Here is an 18,621-nt window from a genome sequence, read left to right as displayed (position 1 = left end):
TAGAGCCTTTGATAGCATGAAGTTTGCCAACTTCACTTTATGGTCATTAATAACCACTTATTTCATTAAAAAAGAATTTGTCGTCCAAAAAATTTTAAAACGATTGTGAAACACAATTGACCATTCATCCATTATTCATTAATTAAAAGCATCATAATGTAAAATCAATTTAAAACTTAAGACCAACAGCCTTATTTAGACCAATATCCAATAAAAAAGGATAAAATTATCCACTTTATTAATCTGGCCCGTTTATTGATTTATTATTCTTAATAAAAATGTCGAATAGGAATCGATGATGAAAATACCTGAATATTTACCCTTGTTGTCAAGCATCAAACAACTCTTCTCCAATGAAGACAAACATCACCCAGATAAACACATACTGCTTAATTGGGCGAAAAAACTCGCCATATTACAATTACAGCAAAGTGCACAATCCCCCTCCCAATCACTCCTTGATTCGCTCATAAAGGACAAGGCTGACATAATGGCCATCATTGTCAAACTCAATGCATTATTCGACGCTTCACACATAAACAACAAGCAAGACTTACAACAGTTTCATCAAATCGTTGAACATTTTTACCAGCAACTTAATCGGCTTCACCACACTTATACAGAACTTGAGCGACACACATTATGGCGCAACCCGCTTTCCACTCATGAGAGCACAATCACGTTGAAGGCAAAGACACACGATAAACAAGATGGCATGCCATCCACTCCTTCTAGTACCTCCTCTCTCACTGCAACCGAGAATACATCCGTATTATCCAAAGTCAGTGGTGACTCTTCTCATGATGAAAACGCTCATAAAAACGAGTCACTGTTTTTAAAGCAGCTTTTCGATGACAAAGACATTTAAGCCATGCATCCCTCATCCATTCCATACACCAAGGAGCCACAACCATGTCAGATCTAAATCTCAAAGAAACTGGGTTTCTTAATATCAACACTGTACTCACACAGGTTATTACCAATAGCCAATTAAATGATGAAAACCCAAATAAATTAAAACCGTTAGAGCAACAGATGCGATCTTTTTTAATTCGCGTCAACGAATACCAGCTCAATGATCATGTTGATCCTCAACTTTTAAAGCAACAAGCCATCCAGTTTAGTCAGCAGTACCTATGCTTATTATCCGGACTCAGTCAAGTTTACTTAGCTTGCCTAGATCCAGAAGAGGTTAGAGGACGCTTTGATTACGGTAAAGAAAGACGCAAACGTACTCAACAACAACAAGATGTGATCCAACTTTATCATTTTGTACAAAAATTTTATATCGAACTCGTTAAGCAGCACCCTTATCTTCCTATCCCCGATCCTGAAAATATGTCACTTTATCCATCAAAAGATAAGGTGCAATAACGATACTCTGTGCGTTATCCATTTGATAACGCTCCTCTCACAACAAGAGTCACAACAGCATTCACTGTGAAGGAACAACATATGAAAACAGACGATATTTTTGATTGGTACTGGCAACCTCCAAGGGATCTCAATAGTGCTCCAATACTCAAGCGCACTCAAGATTGCATCGCACTGGCTTCCATCAAACACACGACACAAGATCAATGTAAACACATTGAAAATCAACACCAGTCTTATGTTAGAAAACTCCAGCAGGCAGTAGATAACATAAATAAACAATAAAGCTCAAAAAATAAGTAAAAAGAGGCATTAAAAGAAGAGAGGAAATGAAAGGAGTTAAGACAAATATATAAAATGGAAGGAGATAAGCATCAAGCCGCAAGCCATTGATACTAAAAGGTTGCTTCATCATTAGAAGCAACCTGATTAAAGGGTCAATAACGAGGCAAAAACCGTTCAAAAGATTCCAATAAAAACGGATATTCATCGGTCACATCAACCGCAGAGTACCAATATTGCGTCCCCCCTTGAGTCGACTGATATTCAAAAATAACTTTAACGACATACCTATCACCGCTTTGCAAAGGCACCACTTGAATATTCATCAATCGTGCATTAGCTAAAGCCTGTCCTCCTGTGCCCTCGCCATGAAGAAGCTCATAACTTCTCGAATAAATGGCTAAATTTTGATACAAAATGTAATTAAGGGCTCGGTCTTGATCATTATCACCACTATTGGTGCTTAATGATAAGATCTCAGCCACAATAAGCTTGAGTTTATCCACATCAATATTAGGCATCGTCGCTTTAATCGACTTAATGATGGATGAAGGACTGACTTTGGTTAATCGTCTCACATCGACTGTTGGAAGCTCCCCATTAACATGAGGGGTACTGTATCCCACCAGTACCATCGGCTTGGCTAGCTTGTTCTTTTTGGGTTTAATCGCCGCTATCATGGCCGGTAATTGTGACTCGGTCGGGGTAAGATTATAAATATCATGGCCATAACTATTAGTGAAACGCCAAGTCATTAAGCGGGCAATATAACGATAATCCGCTTTAGATACTAGATCATAGAGTTGTTGTTTAAACTCATCAGTAGATTGCTTGGCCACTGTCGACTCTTTCGCTGGTAAAAACTGGTGTTTTTCACCTTCATCATTGATGCATTGACAGCAACGCTCAAATTCTTTTTTTAATCCTTTGGTGGGAAAATCTGCTTTTATATATCCATTGATATATAAATAGGTGAGTTGGCCATCACCGCTGTTAGGGGTTATTTCATTCATCTTTTACTCACTCTTCATCGGGTTAAACATTAATGAACGGGTTAATTGAAGCCTTGCTAACACATTAATTAGAAGGCACATAATCCATCAAGTTAGAATGAAGAAAAGGATACAAGTCGGTCACATCGACACTGGTATACAAGGTACTCTTACGCCCACTTACATTACGTTGATAGGTAAAGATAACATCGATTATCTTTCTACCTGGTGATGTGTTAGACGGCTTAGTTTCTAGATTCTCTAAAAATTGATCGCTATCTTTGTCTTCAGTAGCATTGTTTTCTTTATTCGCCTGAAGTCCAGCGGTTTTCGCATAAATCGTGGCATAACGGTAAGCCAAAAAGTTCTTTGCCCGCTCACTGTCTGACTCACCAACATTGGGTTTAGGTACTAAGGCCGTTAGCACATCTCGAATAGCGGTTGTGGTGGTATTATGAACACTCAGCTCTGACATGAGTTCAGCCGTCGTGAAATGGTATAAATGATAACACCTCACCATATGTAGAGGCTGGCGATTACTTAATGCATCAGGGGCGACAGGCCCAAGCTCTCCAATAGCAACCGATAGCACTTCATCTGCCACATTATGTGCATCACTCACCTCAAGGGTATTAATAAACGCATTGAGCTCATCATTGCTATTTGGCAGCAATACATACGTATCTTGATTATCAATCGTTAGGATCCAACTGACTTGCTCAGCCAAATAGCGATAAGGTTGATCATTATGCTCATCTTGATAAGTAAACAGTGCATAATAATCATTGGGTTTTAAATTTAATAACTTGGTTGCAGCTTCACTCTCTTTTTCCAATCCTAAATTAGTAAAGTGAGGCCTTAAACGACCTGAAGCATAAATAAATTGAGTGGGTGTCGTGCTCGTTATCGCCTCGACTCTTTGTACAGGAGACTCCTTTGTCTCTTGTACTTTGCTTTGTGTATTTGATATTGCATGCGGTAACGCCTCATTTTCTGTTAACGGTGCAATATTGTCCGCAGGTCTTATTTCCTGAGGCACATTGTGGGTGGTTACGGAATGCGTAGCCTCTTCTATTGCCGCTACCGAAACTATACTTGTTTGTTGCTGTTCCATATATAATATCCTTAATCATTGATTACACATTTATTAAAAAGTCATTTTTATTATCCGTTTAACTTTGTTATTCAGTCAGCCTCCAAACCAAGACTAACCGAACAGATCAAGATGAGGCTCAACGGTTACATCAGCCTTATTACCTTCCTGCACTTTTTGTCGGCGGATCCCCTCTAAAAGAGCGGCATGAGAAATTTCATTGCCCCCTGTTCGTAATGCTTGCAAAGAAGCAAAACGGATCACATTCATGATTTCGGCCCCCGATAAGCTATATTCCTTGGCAATAAGCTCTAAATCGATAGCCGGTTCCAGTGTTGATAGAGGAGAAAAACCTTGACGCCATAAACGTAAACGCTCATTAGCATTGGGTTTAGGAAAATAAATAACAGATTCAAAACGCCTAAAAAAAGCATCGTCTAAATTATCTTTGAAATTAGTCGCTAATACACTTAAGCCTGAAAAACATTCAATACGTTGTAATAAGTAAGCCACATTTTGATTAGCAAATTGATCATTAGCACCAGACGCTTGCGTGCGTTTACCAAATAATGCATCGGCTTCATCAAAAAATAAAATCCAGTTTTGACTTTCAGCCAAAGTAAAAATTTGCTCTAAATTCGTTTCCGTCTCGCCAATATATTTAGAAATCACTTTCGATAAATCGACGCGATAAACACAGTGACTAATGGCTTTACCCAATACACTGACCGCCATGGTTTTTCCTGTTCCGGGAGGGCCATAAAATAGTGCTCGAAAGCCAGGTCTGAGCTTATGCATCAATCCCCATTCATTCAGTAATGCTTGTCCCTTATTCGCCCAAAACTGAATCTCTTCTAATGGCTCCATCACACTATTAGGTAAAACTAAATCTTGCCACTCTAATGTGCTGTTCATCCGCGTTGCACAAAAGTCATCAAATAACTCAGGGCGATGTTCATTGGCTGTTGTAAAGTACTCTAGATAGCTAGGCCGTAGCTTTAGCGGCACTTTCAATAAAACAGGAAAGTCATGAGAAACACTGAGTGCAAGTGCTTCTTGCAGCCCACTCCCTTCTGTTGTCTGCAGTATTGACTGTACCTTTAAACGCGTACTCAGATCATCACCTCCCAATAAGAAACTGACCGTTTCTCCTGTTGCATACCAATATCCCTTGTCTTCGACACAAGCGAATTCAGTAAATGGACGTAAAGTCAGTTCATTTTGGCAGGTTAGTACATCCAACATTTTTGGTTTTAATACTGGTACTAAAGCCAAAATGAGTATGAGCCTCGCCTCTACCTGTAAAGCATGCTTCATAACAAATTGAGCAAAATGTGATAATGCAGTAAGTCGTGCTGGCGTAGGGAGCTCGAAAACAGATAAATCATCCTTATCTTGTTTAAAATGCAATTTTAAACGTGTATCTATGATGTGCTCACACCAAGCCATTTCGTTTTCTAAATCTTGAATATTGGATTTAACTAAAGACTGTTCGTCATTAATCTGTTCCAGATTTAATACATTATTATTCAGCATAAGACGCCAATCTTAATGACCCAAAGACCTTACTATGCAGCAATTTAAATGCCATAAAAGCAATACGGTTAATATTAACCATAATAAAAAATGAAACTGCTCAAAAAAGACCAATGACAATATATACTCGTGATAATTCAGTGAAAATTAAAAGCAACGTAATAATAAAAACTCATTTACCATTGGTTAGATTATTTATTGACAGGTTTTAATCATCCATATTCATAAAATAAAAGGTCACTTATCGCCACCCATATTCACTTATTTCACACATTATGGAAATAAATGAATTAACCAAGGAATATCCTCGGTAATATTTTTCACTTCGATCATCACTAATAGCAACCAAATGAAAAAAACAAACAACACAAAGTCTATTTTCATCCACTTAACCTTTACTTTAATAGGCCAGTCTCAATTGAGCCACCAGCTCTTTAACCCTTTTCCCTTCTAACTTTGCCCAGTCAGACACTTCCAGCTCTATGGCTGCAAATTGAATGGCTCCCTCCGCCAAGGCAGCCAATAAATCTCGAGCCCGCAACACTTGGCTCACACCAATGTCAAAAGCCATATTAATCAACACAGCTTGATGATGAAAAGGCAGTGTTGAAAAACTCGCCCAAGCTTGACTCAATTGGACTTCAATACGTTTAATATCATTAGCCAATAAATAGTGGGCTTCTTGCTGGGTGATCCCATTATCAAACAAATAAGCCACTTTATGAGGATCTGAAAGCAATGCCGGCAAAGACAAAGCTGCCTCATTTTCCAATTGATGTACACCTTGGACGAATTGATTTTCTTCCTGTTCAAGTAAAGGTTTAAGCCTTTTTACGTCCCGACTAATTAAGTAGTAGGCTTCTTCCTCACTCACACCGACACGAGATAAATTACGTCCCACACCAATAAAAACTTCACTATTGCGACGCAAATAAAGGCCACACATCAAGCCTTCATGACGGATGAGTTGCTGTGTTAACGCTTCTTGATTAAATGATACGGACTTTTGTACAGGGGGAACTAATGCGACACGCGCAGTCTGTTTATGACTCATAGAATGGCTCAATAAAAAATAGGATAAGAAAAGAAGGATTAGTGTTACTTTTCACTTGCCCGTTTATGGGCAATGACCATGAGTTTTTTTCGATAAATAGTAATAGAGTGATCAGCGAGTGCTTTTTTCCAACCCAAATTTTTAATAATAAGCCCTTGCATGCGGCGAAAAAAACTCACTGAAACAAGAAGCTGTACATTTTTATAATCACCACTATCACAATGAGTCATATAACGCATATCACCACCATGATAATAGCCGCCAAATTTAGTTTGCAACTTTAGCCGCAATGTTTCTCCAAACCTCGGCATAAAGCGTAATAACCAGCTCAAAGCGGTAATGGTATCAGCCCCAGGCGGCATCATAGTGACACAATCAGCCGCATTCACGAGTCGATAAATGGGTGTTTTAATAGACATAACCCAAGTTTCATCACCCACTCGAGGAGAGCCAAAGGTATAGCAAGCGGCGATCCCCCCTTCATGAACGAGCCTTTTAGCTGCAATTGTGGCTAAAGCGCCACCTAAACTGTGACCGGTGATCAACAGTGGCTTTTGCTTCACACCCAGCTTGCTCAAGGCCAATTTAAGCGGGTTTTCAATTTTGTCATAAGCTTGATTAAAACCCGAATGCACCATGCCTCCTGACTGACACTGAGTCGTAAAGGCTTTAGCATCCGTTTTAATGTCTTCTAAACTATCCGATTCTGTGCCTCGAAATGATAAAATAAGAAATTGTGAACAACTCACTAAAATGGCTTGGGTCCCCCCCTCATCAAATGTTTCTACTAATTTCATGCGTAATTGATCTAATTCACGCATTAAAAATTTTTTCTCTGCCAAATGATCGTAACCTAAGCTGTCTATCATCTGCAGTAAAGAGGATTGGGATTGCTTTCCCATTAATTCACCGACTTGTGATAATAGTTGCAGCTTAGCCGTATCATCATTAATCAGCGGGTTAAAACGCACGTAGGCCAGTTCAGATAAACACGCCAATAACCACGCGGTTCTATCACTGTAAGCCTGCCTATAAGTCGGCACACTTCTATCTAATAATATTTCAACTTGTTGTCTATCTGCAGGGGATTGAATTATTTCGCTCTTCAACACTGTGCTCCTTATGACTTTTTATGCTTTCGATGCTTATCCATTAATGCTTGTCTTTTAACGCCTTAACAAGTGCCATGCCTTGCTTAGTTAATTGTGCTTGTTGGAAATCATCTGGAGAACTGGCAATATAATCTGCCGTCGCCAGCTTTTTATATGAGGTAATGGCTCTTTCCTCTGTATAACCTTGATTTTTCATCACCGAGAAAAAAGCCTTTTCGGTTAATCGACCATGACTCGAGAATGCTTGAATAACAGCTTTATCGACCTCATCAAGCCCCGATAAATCTGTTTTTACCTGTAGCTCTGTGCGGTACGATTCTAAGCTTTGGATCACTTCTTCTGGATCCTTTCTGCTTTTTAATAATTTATTGAGCTTATCGGTTAATTTCACTTCGACTTGATTAACCGATGTGATGGTAGGTGCTTCAAATTGACGACTGTCACGTATATTGGTTAATGGCTCGCCTTGAATACTCGCGGCAACTTCTAATAAGGACTCTTCATCGACCACCAGTGTCGATAAAATCATCAAGACCAATAAGGTTAATATGTTTCTCGGTGCATTAATTAACAATAACATCATGGCTAATGCACCAAATAAGGTCCATATTTGATTTAATTGCCAACCCACAATAATAAAAATAATATTTATCAGCGTTAATAATATAAACAACATTGACAGCCCAATACTTAAAAAATAGGTACGTTTTTCTGTCAACAATTCGATATGATTGCGTATGTTCATAATAAAAGTCATTGATTGGTTTTAAAATAAAGGAGAGTTAATCACTATCAATAGTGGATAATATGATATGAATTGTTATTCCGCTGCATTCATCGATTTAAACATGAATATATTGCTTCTCCCCCCCTTCAACCTTCATAGTCGCCTTGACAAATCCATTCACCAATTCAATTTCTCTGCATTAATAGCATCATTATGTGCAATAATCACTGTACGTACCGATCCTCTAGCACCGTTCAATGCCCCGGCACTCTGTCCATGCGTCGAATCAGGGATCGAACCGGTTGTCACACCGATTGCATTCCAAAACCAACCATTCCCATGTCCTCCGCCTAATGCTCCTTGATTCGAATTTACCGTAATGAAACCTTTAGCATTAATTTGATTGGTTAAGTAGTGAATAATGTCTCCCCAATTTAATGTACTTGAATCATTAGGATCTAACTTTAACTGCTCTAGCCCCGCCTTCACCTTACCTTTTAATGTGACAAATGCATTAAAGCGGTTCACACTGCCACTGTGCTCCTCATCACCATGCCAAATAGCTTCACTATCGCCAATGAAATGATCAATATCAGCCTTATTCGGTAATGCATGTGCATTGTGTAATGTATTAATATTATCCAACAAAGTATTCCACTCAGTCCCTTGTTCGGGTAATGGCGCATAAAAACGCCCTTGCACAATATTTGTTAACGAGTTAATTGACCGTTTCAATACCACTTTATTCACAAAACCTTTTTCTCGCGTGTTTTTTTTCATTTTACTATACATAATCATTTCCTTTAATTTAGGGTAAATAAATGAGGATTAGGGGCTGTTGATTTTTCATGGTTAAATTATGTTCGAACTCAATGTGTTTTAATCGCAGCGTAGTGAGTACAGCCTAGTCTTCTAAGCCCCTTTCTTTAATAAAGAGGTCTACAACAAAGAGTAAAACACGTTTAGTGGATCCTACGGGCAAGGTTTGTGGTGCCTTTTTACAGCGTTATCGCTTATTTAGGTACCACCCGTGGATGGAGGAATGTGATAAACAGACATTATGACTCTTCATCAATATTATTCTTTCTTAAAGAAGTAAGCACCAGCATGAATACGACTAATAATCCAGTGCTCTTGCTCTGCCTTCTTTCATCTTGTTACGATCTGAACCCGTTATTCTCGTGATCCTTTCAATTGGAAAAAGGGTATTAGCGCCTAGTGTTTGCCATCGATACCAATAAGAGGTATTTTGTTTACTCGCCCAATCGGTCGCATTGCCATTACGGTAAGAATGATTCAAGGTATTCACTAAATTGTTACTCGACCAGCTCCGTGGCCAAAATGTACTGTCTTTTGATGCCGACACTCGACGCGCACCCCCTCCAGGATTATTTTTCACCAATTTAAATCTATGTTGGTGGGCTGTGATACGATCCCCTGGTAATCCCCCAGCAAAATGCACTCCAGCAGCAGACTCACCATTCGGCATTGATTTTGCCACAGCAGGGCCATAAAGTTGCTCCATTGTACTAAGCAAATGCCCACCATCAACCGCATGGCCATTTATTCCATCCCACTCCCCTGCCATATGCATTAATATCGCCGCTTGATTATTATTAGGGTAAGGCACGGTTTCATCGAGTAAAATGCCATTGAGACTCTTTAACTGTATAACAGTGCGATAAAGTTGACGGCATGGAGTCTGGAAGTGCATCAACGTTTCAGGCTGTTTTTCAAGTTGATGCCTTGACGCTTTCATTTGCAACGCTTTCGCCCCCATCATATCAGCTTCTTTCTCCAATCCTGCATTATCATTCACCGCCATCCCCCCAATTGAAGTGGTTGGTCTGACGCGCCCTTGTGCTTGCTGCACGACATGACTCAGCTCATGAGGTAAATGTTTTTCTTGGCCAGCACTTAAATGTATATCACTCCCCTGCGCATACGCATGAGCCTGAAATGCTGCGGGTTTAGAAGAATTATAATGTACTTTGACATGGTCAAGACTTATGCCTGATAGACGCTCCATACCCATTTTTAATGTATCGGGAAGACCTGTATTATTAGGCTTTATCTGCAACTGAGCAATACTGTGCCTCGGACCTTTAGCGATATTTGGTCTCTTTTTTTTAACCCGTTTTTGCTTGAGTAACAACGGCGTTTTTGCACCTTGGTGGCATTGTTTACTTGTCTCTTTGGCTTGTTCTGATAGATAAACGGGCATCATATTCCCTTTGTCTTATTGTGTTGGCGTTAATTCATTATTGCTTAAACATGGTCTCCCTATAACCACAAAGAGTAGCAGCATAATATGATGTATGCGGTTAAAAAGCATTCTATTATATTTAATGCCTATTCATTAAGTTGAACGGCCATATTGGCATGATTACGCAGTTTACTCATGATGCTATTACCAATCTGCTCTGTTTGTACCGCATGATAAAGCACATTGATCATATTTTGAGTAAAATTAACAGGTAATGTGTATTGCCCACGAGAAGGGTGACTGGCTGCCACATTTGGGCCATTGGCCCAAAGCTCATACACATATTCGCCAACTTGTGGTGGATTACGCCAACCATTATTCGTCATAAACAATCGAGTTGCAGCGATCCCCTCCCCTCGCTTGGCACGGCTAGGTTTCGCCGCATCAATATTCCCATGGGTATAAACTTCAACAGGGTGAACATGAGACTCCACTGCTGGTCCCGATGGATGATTCAGGCGTATACGGCCATTATTACCTGCAGCATCTTCAAAATAAATACTGCCCACAATCCCATTACTCACTGACAGATATTGCAAATTTGCTAAACTAAATAACGCAGGTGCATTATTATTGTGGTAGGTATTCCAATAATAATCCGTATCGGGGTCATTGCGCAGTCGCGTGCTGGCTATCCAACCCACTTGGCCACCATAACTCGCCCAGCGATGATCCCGAGGAATGAGTTTAACGGCAAAGTTATTCACTCTGTCATCTAAAATCTTAACCAACACCCCATTGGGAACCGCAATAATTTCATCATGAGGCGCCGCGGTTTGCCGAAGTCGAGTGGCTTCTTTTGTTCGGTACCAACCCACCGCCCTTCTCCGTTGAATGATCCCTGACAAATGATTGACTTGGCTATGCCAATGCGACAAACCAAGCAATGACGTATTGGCAGCCTTTTTCATAGAGGCTTGTCTATTTTTTTGTGTGATTTTTTGTTTTTGAGTATACATATTACTTTGCTCGTTTAATTGATACTAAATAGATATATATTTAGCCTGAGTTAATTAAATTCATCATTAAAAAATAAAAAATCACCTTGTCGAAATAACTCTGGAAATTATTAACAACCAACATCACCTAAGAGGGCCTTCAATATCATCTTTTGAATATTAATCAGTGAGCATTAATGAAAAGAATTATTCATTGAAAAAACACACTGAATAAAATAAAGATGAGAAGTAGATCATTTATTTTTGGGATCAATAAAATATCAGCAAGGTTATTATTGACTGCTTATGATGATAACTTTGGTTCTTTGCACCGAAAAAAGGTCATGGTCTCAAATGCATCACCATGTTTTCTATTGTCATTTTCGACCATGATATCGCCAATTGCATTGATAAACGGGTTACCTGTTTCCAGTTTATCAGGTGTACGATAGATCGTTTTTTGAGACTCAACCACATAATACTGGTCTCCTCGTTGTTGACAAAACACCCTAAGATCATGTGCAGCTTGTCGTAATACCATCGCTTTATCATTCGCAATGACAATAGATTGATATTTTCCTCCCTCAAAAGGGACTACGGTGCCATATAATGATTCATATGAAGACGTACAACCACAGATTAACCCACAAAAGCTCACTATGATGCTGAATTTGGTACTCATAATATTCCCCCTGTATTGAAACCAATACAATAGAAAAAATAACACTGACACGTTAACGCAGCATTTAACATCAATTGCACCCTTATGTTTATGAATCTTTATACTTAAAAATCAATTAGTTGTATCATGATACACCTCATGTATACATACACTGCCTTTCCTTTATCTGACTTAATCCAATCATTCAAAATAAGGCTGTATTTTCATCAAACTCGCTCACTCAGCCATGCTCTTTTGAGTGCTTGCTCCCCTAATAAAGTGGCATGCTGCTCGAGGCGTTCATCATCATTAATGTCAAGACCATTAAGTTTACGAGTGGGTTTAACCATGCCTTTCAATTGCTGCACAACATGGCCTAGTTCATGGGGTAAATGGTGTTCTTGTCCTGGCGCAAGGTAAATATCAAGCCCTTGAGCGTAAGCATGGGCTTGTACTTTGGCAGGCTCTGAAGAATTATAATGAACGCGAACACATTGAAGGTTCTCTCCCGTAATGGCCTCCATGGCCGATTTTAATTTAAGCGGTAAATTACCAAAATGTCTTTCCCGCACTAACACATTCGTCGGCCAGCTCCCTTGCCTGATGCTAGAACATGATTGATAAGGCCAATGCCAGATCGAAAAAAGTGCCTGTTGATGATAAAGCATAATTATTTCCTATCGTCAATTATCCCCAAGCCACAGGAAGAGACAGCATGTACCTGGAAAAACCGATTTATTTTTCAATGATGTATTAACGCTTGACCGGTGCACTCAACTGAGCCGCTCCTGCAGGGGCCGCTCCCTTAGCAGCTGCACTCACTGAGGCTTGGGTTGTTGAATTTGAGATTTCCATGGCTTTTTTAGCGATACTTTTCACTTGAAACAACCACATAATGAGTTGATTGATATCATCAAGCGCCAATGTCGTTTTCAAATGCTGATGATCAATATCCATAAGCACCGCAGGACTGCTCAAAGTAACGGTAAAATCCACTTCATTTTGTGCTTTATTAAAATTAAATGACCATTGATGGCCGCAGTTGTCATCTCCAGGGATCGCTTTAAACAATCCACTTATCCCACTAGAGGCGCCACCTTGTGTAGAGATCATTCCACTGTTTTCATGCTGTTGACTATCCGTTTTACTCACATCTTCACTGCCCGCTTCGCTCATACTTTCTTCCCCATTCGATAATCATTCATTGCTCAAGGCTGACTGAATCAATTGACAATATCCTCACCGAACCCGGTGAGGATAAACATAACCTTAGTGATTACTTATTTTGCGAGAATAACTTAGTGATCCCTAAGGTATTTGCCGCCTGACAAGTCACATTGGCTTGTTGCTGTGCATACACTGCGTTCGCCGCCGCCATGGCAACAGAATTACCGATAGTTTGATATAAACTGCCCATCGCCATTGCTGGCGCTTCCGCTAACACTTTCGTATTTGTCGCTGAAACTGCATCGATAACAGCACCATTAACTACAGTAGGTTGAGTTGCTTCTGCCATGATTTTTCTCCATTTTAAAAAATAAAATTAACGTCTTAAAATTAAAAACAAGCATTCAATAATACGCTTGCCCACTCCCATTAAGATTACTTATTGTCCGAAAACAACTTAGTGATCCCTAAGGTATTCGCCGCTTGACAAGTCACATTGGCTTGTTGCTGAGCATATACGGCGTTCGCCGCAGCCATCGCCACTGAGTTACCAATGGTTTGATATAAACTGCCCATGGCCATTGCGGGGGCTTCGGCGAGCACTTTAGTGTTTGTTGCTGATACTGAATCAATAACGGCACCATTGACTACAGTGGGTTGCTTTGCTTCTGCCATAATTGGCCTCCTTGGTTATTACGAGTAAAAATAAACAATTGATGATATTTAGCTTTTCAGCATCAATTACCTATCCATTTTGTGAAAACATTTTCGTGACACCTAACGTACAAGCCGCTTGGCAAGTCACATTCGCTTGCTGCTGTGCATAAACAGCATTTGCTGCAGCCATAGCAACAGAATTACCAATCGTTTGATACAAACTGCCCATAGCCATTGCAGGTGCTTCGGCCAATACTTTAGTATTGGTCGCGGATACCGCATCAATAATCGCACCGTTCACTGTGGTTGGTTGCTTTGCTTCTGCCATATATCTCTCCTTTTTCGAGTTTAAATTACACTTAAAATGTGTTTTCTCATTTGAAATACCAATACAAGCTATCATTTAGAGAAAACGTTAGATAAAACTGAATTAACACTTCAGTCAGTTTATTGCTGGACCAAACGCCCCTATTATTCACTGCATAAAGACGGGTTATCACAACAAGGTTTAAAAGGTGAGAAAAATAAACGAATGAACTCACCATCACTTTAAAAATTAACCGTTAACGGTTACTATTTAAAAATAAAGTTGAAATAAAAATATCTAGCACTTAATGAGTTAGGTTGTACATAAATTAAAGCCAATAAGAGTATATAGGTAATACATATATTAAAATCATCAATACCTATTATCTTTTAAATATAAAACGTGCAAGGTAAGTTTATTAATAAAGTTTAAACTATACTGGATATTTGTAATATTTAGTCTGTATAAATCAAAAAAATATTTTATTCATACATTCAAGATTCAAACTCTCTTATTACTTAGGTTTTAAATCAGACAATACACTTGCGCCAGCCGTACCCACATTGGCTAAGTTCTCTACTGCAAAAGCAATATTTTGTGTCGCATTTTCAATAATTTCTTTATACGCCACATTCGCAGGCTCAGCTAACCATTTTGCTGACGCAACACCAATCACTGTTGTTTCTATTGTGCTGATATTACGAAGTAAATCAGTGGCACTTTCGACAGCCGATGCAATGGACTGATTAATATTTGCCTGGATTAACTCCGTTGCATTTTCTTTCTCTTCTCCATCACTCATGGCTCACTTTGCCTTTTTTCATGGCATCGGTAATTTGCATTGAACGCGCATCGACATAATCACAAAACAGCGTAGGGTCTTGATATTCATTACCCTGAAGTACCACTTTGCTCATCACTACCTTATACACTTCATCATACTTGAGTGCTAAGCAAGGTGAGCCATCTTCGCCTTTTTCTGCTTGTTCAAAAGTCGCAATGGCTTGCTGCATCTTGCTATGATCTTGTTCGGCTTTTTTCGCGACACTTCCCAAGCTAGATACAACGCCTTTACTCGTCTTCATAAACTCATCAAATTTTTTTAGCTGATCCGTTTGAAAATCTTCCGTTGTGGTCAACATTTTATTCAAATCAGCTGTCATAAAATCATTTACTCATATTTTTAACAAAAGTGAATGACTCCATTTGATCAAGCATGGCTTGGCGCATTGCATCAAATTGTTGACGCATATTGTGAATATAATCGTGATGCCCTTCAACAAAATTTCGCTGGTAACTTTGCTTAAACACACGATCCGCTTGTGCTGCATCAAAGGCCTGATAATAGCTCCCTTTTTGAAAATGTGGACGGTGATCATCTCGGTACTCTGCATCAAAATAGGGCTCAGCCTGGATCTCAGACACAAGATCGCAAATAAATTCTCCATGGCTGTTTTTTGTCGCCTCAAATTCATAATTCACTCGACGTGTCATGCCTCTTCCCCCTCATCGTCAGCAAAAGGTAAAGTGTCGCTAATGTTACCCAATAACCCCCCTAAACCGATTTGATGCACCGCTTTAATTTTTTGCATCCCTTCCACAGGAGACAATAAAGCACCTCTTAGACGTAAGCCATCAAGGAATAGAGGAGCACGTTGCTCTGCTTTATCGCTAGGAGCCACCATTGAAGTCGACATCAATGCCGCTTGCGCTTTCAGCTCTGTGAGTAACTCAGTCAACTTTTCTTTTTCTTGCTGTTTTAAATGCGCTATCCGCTCACTGACATCAACCGCTATCGCTTGTGAATCGAGCTCTTCCCCATTTTTCTCTGGTGCTTGTGCCCCTACATTGGCATGAAAGAGGGCGTCATCAATATCAAGGTTACTGATGACGTTATCTTCAGCAATATTTCCTGCCTCGCCTCTTTCCTTTAGTGCTTCATGATGTTTTGATTCTTTTACAGCCTTCGCCACACTTGCTTGATTATCATCACACACCCTTGTCATCTTGCCTCCCTTGCTTTAACGCCGTCATTGATCCTATGTAAGCGACGCTCCACCACTTTGCGATGTACACCTAATAATTCAGCCGCTTTTGTTTTATTACCTCGACTTTGTTCCATGGACTCTTCCACTAAGGCATCATAAATCGCTTTTATTTTATTCTCTCTTGGCAGTGCAATAATTTCTTTTGCCAGCTGCTTTAATATATGTGGATCCGTTTCACAAGTAAGTAAATTTTGAATACACTGAGCCGATAAATAATCGTCATCTGCTAAGATCATCAGTTTATCTATGGTATTTTTAAGCTGCCTAATGTTACCCGGCCATAGTGCATACTTAAGTAATTCCAATGCACATTGGCTAAAAATCATATTCTTATTTTGTTTCGCAAAGTGCTGCACAAGCAAAGGGATATCTTCACGACGCTGAGACAAAGAGGGAATAGATAGTTCAAATAAATTTAAACGATAATATAAATCTTCACGAAAGCGCTTCTCTTTAACTCTTAATTCCATATTTTCATGGGAAGCTGAAATGATCCTTCCGGTGAACTTGCGTTTTTCTGCACTGCCTATTCTGCTAAAGGATTTGGTTTCTAACACTCGTAATAATTTAGGTTGATGTATGAGCGGTAATTCAGCGATTTCATCAAAAAAGAGTGTCCCCTGTTCCGCCTGGGCAAAAAAGCCATCATGATTTTTATCGGCCCCTGTAAACGCCCCTTTTTCATGACCAAACAAGAGTGACTCAAATAAATGTTCAGGAATAGCACTGCAGTTAACGGCTATCACTTCCCCTTTACGGCCACTCAATTGATGAATGGCATTAGCAAATAGCTCTTTGCCTGTCCCCGTTTCCCCCTTTAATAGAACAGGATGATCTGTCACAGCAATTTTCTCTATTTGCGACGCTAATGCATGAATAGAAGCCGCATTGCCTATAATGCCAGGTAATGCTGTTGTCGAATACGTCATATTTCATCTCCCTATAATGGGTCAGTTATCTAAGCCAGACAACCAATAAATCACTCTCGATTTCTAATTGTTATGTCTCTGTCACTAAGAAGGAACATAGCGTGTTAATTCTCACAATGCTCCACTCATCTTCTAATCTTTTCGTTGACTCATATAAGCTTGTTGATACACACTCATCACTTTTGTCGCAGTATCAAACGGAGTTTTAGGATCGCTGACTTTCGCCTCCTTAATAATGGCGCTGTACTCATCTTGCATCATGGGATTGGCCAACCACTTAGCATAGGCACTCGCCATCACCGTTGTTTTAATAATATTCTGATTACGAATGAGATCCGTTTGATCTTGAGCGGTATTGGCCACTGTTTGCGCCAATGCAGCCCCCGCCGCTTCATGAGGATTAATGCCAATATCAAAATCGGGTTTGTCTGCTGGTTTCTTCATGTTCACTCTCTCTCCTTGTAACTCACATTCAGCCAATCTTCATCAATCTTATGTATGCAGGTACGATGAATGCTCATACCTAAGATATTGTTCATATAAAGGGGATCCTGCATCATGGGTATTACTCAGTCGTCGGCATTTCAGTAGATTTGGCGGTATTATCACCTTTGTCAGCATTAGCCTGTTTAGCAGCTTGTTGCATACTGGTTTTCACTTGAAATAACCATACCAATAATTGATTTAAGTCCTCTAGCGCCAGCGGAGCTTCAAGGTGCTGATTACTCATATCCACTAACATCGTCGGCGTATTAATCGTGACATTCACACTGATCAAGTTCTGATTCTTATTAAAACAAAATGCCCAAGTATTATGGCTTGATGTCTCTTCTTTTAATGGTTTGAACACCCCACTAACACAGCTCGATACGCCTTTTGTATTGTTTTGTAAATCACTCATTAATTTCACTCCTTACACGCAAATGTTGATTTAACTGCCTAAGATTTTTTCACACGCTGCCACCATGGCAGAATTACCTAAATTTTGAGACGCATATTGATTCGACGTATTATTTAACATACTCAGTGACAACGCATTCACTAAGCCACCTAGAGACAAGGTTCTTAGCGTCGCAGCACTTTGCTCTTGCACTTCATCATTAATCGCTTTTGAAGAGGCGATATATTGGTTTTCATCTTGACTCATGTTCTTCAACCTTATTGCTATCTAATATGAAGGTGCAGATAAACTGATTACCGCAATCAATAGCTATCCACACCTGTAATGAATGAGATCCTTGTTGCTTATTTATTCGCGGAATACAGCTTAGTGATCCCCAGTGTTGTTGCGGCTTGGTAAGTCACGTTGGCTTGCTGCTGCGCATACACCGCATTTGCTGCCGCCATCGCCACTGAATTACCTATCGTTTGGTACAAACTGCCCATTGCCATAGCCGGTGCTTCCGCAAGCACTTTGGTATTGGCTATGCTGACCGAGTCAATCACTGCACCATTCACCGTTTCAGGTTGCGCCATAA

The 18,621-nt window shown here is 39.8% G+C and carries 27 protein-coding genes; 3 read left to right on the top strand and 24 right to left on the bottom strand.

All coding sequences use genetic code 11. From position 1 onward, the window contains the following. Window positions 1-298 precede the first annotated feature (298 nt). The 3 genes from Q0779_RS04420 to Q0779_RS04410 all read left to right on the top strand — a co-directional run bounded on the left by Q0779_RS04420 (window position 299) and on the right by Q0779_RS04410 (window position 1,659). The gene (locus tag Q0779_RS04420; RefSeq protein WP_298769924.1) at window positions 299-868 is read left to right on the top strand and encodes a hypothetical protein; all 570 of its coding nucleotides are present in this window, start codon (window positions 299-301) and stop codon (window positions 866-868) included. A 44-nt stretch (window positions 869-912) separates the two neighbouring features. Further along, window positions 913-1,374 (top strand): hypothetical protein, encoded by a 462-nt coding sequence (locus Q0779_RS04415; RefSeq protein ID WP_298769923.1) that lies wholly within the window; start codon window positions 913-915, stop codon window positions 1,372-1,374. Window positions 1,375-1,455: 81 nt separating this feature from the next. Further along, a complete protein-coding gene (locus Q0779_RS04410) occupies window positions 1,456-1,659 on the top strand; it encodes a hypothetical protein (protein WP_298769922.1) in 204 nt (67 codons plus the stop codon). Window positions 1,660-1,811: 152 nt separating this feature from the next. Here the strand turns inward: Q0779_RS04410 and Q0779_RS04405 are convergent, their stop codons facing one another. The 24 genes from Q0779_RS04405 to Q0779_RS04290 all read right to left on the bottom strand — a co-directional run bounded on the left by Q0779_RS04405 (window position 1,812) and on the right by Q0779_RS04290 (window position 18,619). Further along, on the bottom strand, window positions 1,812-2,669 hold the full coding sequence (locus tag Q0779_RS04405) for a hypothetical protein (RefSeq protein ID WP_298769920.1): 858 nt from the start codon (window positions 2,667-2,669) through the stop codon (window positions 1,812-1,814). Between the two features lie 64 nt (window positions 2,670-2,733). Beyond that, a complete protein-coding gene (locus Q0779_RS04400; protein ID WP_298769918.1) occupies window positions 2,734-3,762 on the bottom strand; it encodes a hypothetical protein in 1,029 nt (342 codons plus the stop codon). Between the two features lie 93 nt (window positions 3,763-3,855). Then, window positions 3,856-5,277: an ATP-binding protein gene (locus Q0779_RS04395; RefSeq protein WP_298769916.1), complete on the bottom strand. Its 1,422-nt coding sequence runs from the start codon at window positions 5,275-5,277 to the stop codon at window positions 3,856-3,858. A gap of 400 nt (window positions 5,278-5,677) precedes the next feature. Then, a complete protein-coding gene (locus Q0779_RS04390; RefSeq protein ID WP_298769914.1) occupies window positions 5,678-6,331 on the bottom strand; it encodes a hypothetical protein in 654 nt (217 codons plus the stop codon). Window positions 6,332-6,375: 44 nt separating this feature from the next. Then, window positions 6,376-7,440 carry a lipase family protein gene (locus tag Q0779_RS04385; protein WP_298769912.1) on the bottom strand — a complete coding sequence of 355 codons (1,065 nt, stop codon included), beginning with the start codon at window positions 7,438-7,440 and terminating at the stop codon, window positions 6,376-6,378. A gap of 43 nt (window positions 7,441-7,483) precedes the next feature. Continuing rightward, window positions 7,484-8,188 (bottom strand): hypothetical protein, encoded by a 705-nt coding sequence (locus Q0779_RS04380; protein WP_298769910.1) that lies wholly within the window; start codon window positions 8,186-8,188, stop codon window positions 7,484-7,486. Between the two features lie 159 nt (window positions 8,189-8,347). Further along, complete coding sequence (locus Q0779_RS04375; protein ID WP_298769908.1) at window positions 8,348-8,962, bottom strand: hypothetical protein; 615 nt, start codon at window positions 8,960-8,962, stop codon at window positions 8,348-8,350. Between the two features lie 325 nt (window positions 8,963-9,287). Continuing rightward, window positions 9,288-10,394, bottom strand: coding sequence for a DUF4157 domain-containing protein (locus Q0779_RS04370; RefSeq protein WP_298769906.1), 1,107 nt, complete (start codon window positions 10,392-10,394; stop codon window positions 9,288-9,290). A 128-nt stretch (window positions 10,395-10,522) separates the two neighbouring features. Then, window positions 10,523-11,395: a hypothetical protein gene (locus Q0779_RS04365; RefSeq protein ID WP_298769904.1), complete on the bottom strand. Its 873-nt coding sequence runs from the start codon at window positions 11,393-11,395 to the stop codon at window positions 10,523-10,525. 283 nt (window positions 11,396-11,678) lie between these two features. Further along, the gene (locus Q0779_RS04360; protein WP_298769903.1) at window positions 11,679-12,056 is read right to left on the bottom strand and encodes a hypothetical protein; all 378 of its coding nucleotides are present in this window, start codon (window positions 12,054-12,056) and stop codon (window positions 11,679-11,681) included. A gap of 206 nt (window positions 12,057-12,262) precedes the next feature. Next, window positions 12,263-12,703 (bottom strand): DUF4157 domain-containing protein, encoded by a 441-nt coding sequence (locus Q0779_RS04355; protein ID WP_298769902.1) that lies wholly within the window; start codon window positions 12,701-12,703, stop codon window positions 12,263-12,265. Between the two features lie 85 nt (window positions 12,704-12,788). Next, window positions 12,789-13,211, bottom strand: a complete 423-nt coding sequence (locus Q0779_RS04350) for a hypothetical protein (protein ID WP_298769901.1) — start codon at window positions 13,209-13,211, stop codon at window positions 12,789-12,791. Window positions 13,212-13,311: 100 nt separating this feature from the next. Then, on the bottom strand, window positions 13,312-13,551 hold the full coding sequence (locus Q0779_RS04345) for a RebB family R body protein (RefSeq protein WP_298769900.1): 240 nt from the start codon (window positions 13,549-13,551) through the stop codon (window positions 13,312-13,314). An 86-nt stretch (window positions 13,552-13,637) separates the two neighbouring features. Further along, a complete protein-coding gene (locus tag Q0779_RS04340) occupies window positions 13,638-13,877 on the bottom strand; it encodes a RebB family R body protein (protein ID WP_298769898.1) in 240 nt (79 codons plus the stop codon). Window positions 13,878-13,947: 70 nt separating this feature from the next. Continuing rightward, complete coding sequence (locus Q0779_RS04335; protein WP_298769896.1) at window positions 13,948-14,187, bottom strand: RebB family R body protein; 240 nt, start codon at window positions 14,185-14,187, stop codon at window positions 13,948-13,950. A gap of 493 nt (window positions 14,188-14,680) precedes the next feature. After that, window positions 14,681-14,968, bottom strand: coding sequence for a hypothetical protein (locus Q0779_RS04330; RefSeq protein WP_298769894.1), 288 nt, complete (start codon window positions 14,966-14,968; stop codon window positions 14,681-14,683). Further along, window positions 14,961-15,329, bottom strand: a complete 369-nt coding sequence (locus Q0779_RS04325) for a hypothetical protein (RefSeq protein WP_298769892.1) — start codon at window positions 15,327-15,329, stop codon at window positions 14,961-14,963. Before Q0779_RS04325 ends, Q0779_RS04330 begins: the two co-directional genes overlap by 8 nt. Before the next feature lie 4 nt (window positions 15,330-15,333). Further along, window positions 15,334-15,660 (bottom strand): hypothetical protein, encoded by a 327-nt coding sequence (locus Q0779_RS04320; RefSeq protein ID WP_298769890.1) that lies wholly within the window; start codon window positions 15,658-15,660, stop codon window positions 15,334-15,336. Then, window positions 15,657-16,172 carry a hypothetical protein gene (locus tag Q0779_RS04315; protein WP_298769888.1) on the bottom strand — a complete coding sequence of 172 codons (516 nt, stop codon included), beginning with the start codon at window positions 16,170-16,172 and terminating at the stop codon, window positions 15,657-15,659. Before Q0779_RS04315 ends, Q0779_RS04320 begins: the two co-directional genes overlap by 4 nt. After that, the gene (locus Q0779_RS04310) at window positions 16,169-17,143 is read right to left on the bottom strand and encodes a sigma 54-interacting transcriptional regulator (RefSeq protein WP_298769886.1); all 975 of its coding nucleotides are present in this window, start codon (window positions 17,141-17,143) and stop codon (window positions 16,169-16,171) included. The genes Q0779_RS04315 and Q0779_RS04310 overlap by 4 nt, the downstream gene beginning before the upstream one ends. Window positions 17,144-17,275: 132 nt before the next feature. Beyond that, window positions 17,276-17,593 carry a hypothetical protein gene (locus Q0779_RS04305; RefSeq protein ID WP_298769884.1) on the bottom strand — a complete coding sequence of 106 codons (318 nt, stop codon included), beginning with the start codon at window positions 17,591-17,593 and terminating at the stop codon, window positions 17,276-17,278. A gap of 115 nt (window positions 17,594-17,708) precedes the next feature. Continuing rightward, window positions 17,709-18,044, bottom strand: coding sequence for a hypothetical protein (locus Q0779_RS04300; protein ID WP_298769882.1), 336 nt, complete (start codon window positions 18,042-18,044; stop codon window positions 17,709-17,711). A 30-nt stretch (window positions 18,045-18,074) separates the two neighbouring features. Then, window positions 18,075-18,290 carry a hypothetical protein gene (locus Q0779_RS04295; RefSeq protein WP_298769880.1) on the bottom strand — a complete coding sequence of 72 codons (216 nt, stop codon included), beginning with the start codon at window positions 18,288-18,290 and terminating at the stop codon, window positions 18,075-18,077. A gap of 98 nt (window positions 18,291-18,388) precedes the next feature. Next, window positions 18,389-18,619: a RebB family R body protein gene (locus tag Q0779_RS04290; RefSeq protein WP_298769878.1), complete on the bottom strand. Its 231-nt coding sequence runs from the start codon at window positions 18,617-18,619 to the stop codon at window positions 18,389-18,391. Between the last annotated feature and the right edge of the window lie 2 nt (window positions 18,620-18,621).

Source organism: uncultured Shewanella sp., from assembly GCF_947491715.1.
Taxonomy (GTDB): domain Bacteria; phylum Pseudomonadota; class Gammaproteobacteria; order Enterobacterales; family Shewanellaceae; genus Shewanella.
This window is presented reverse-complemented; position numbering and strand designations above follow the sequence as displayed.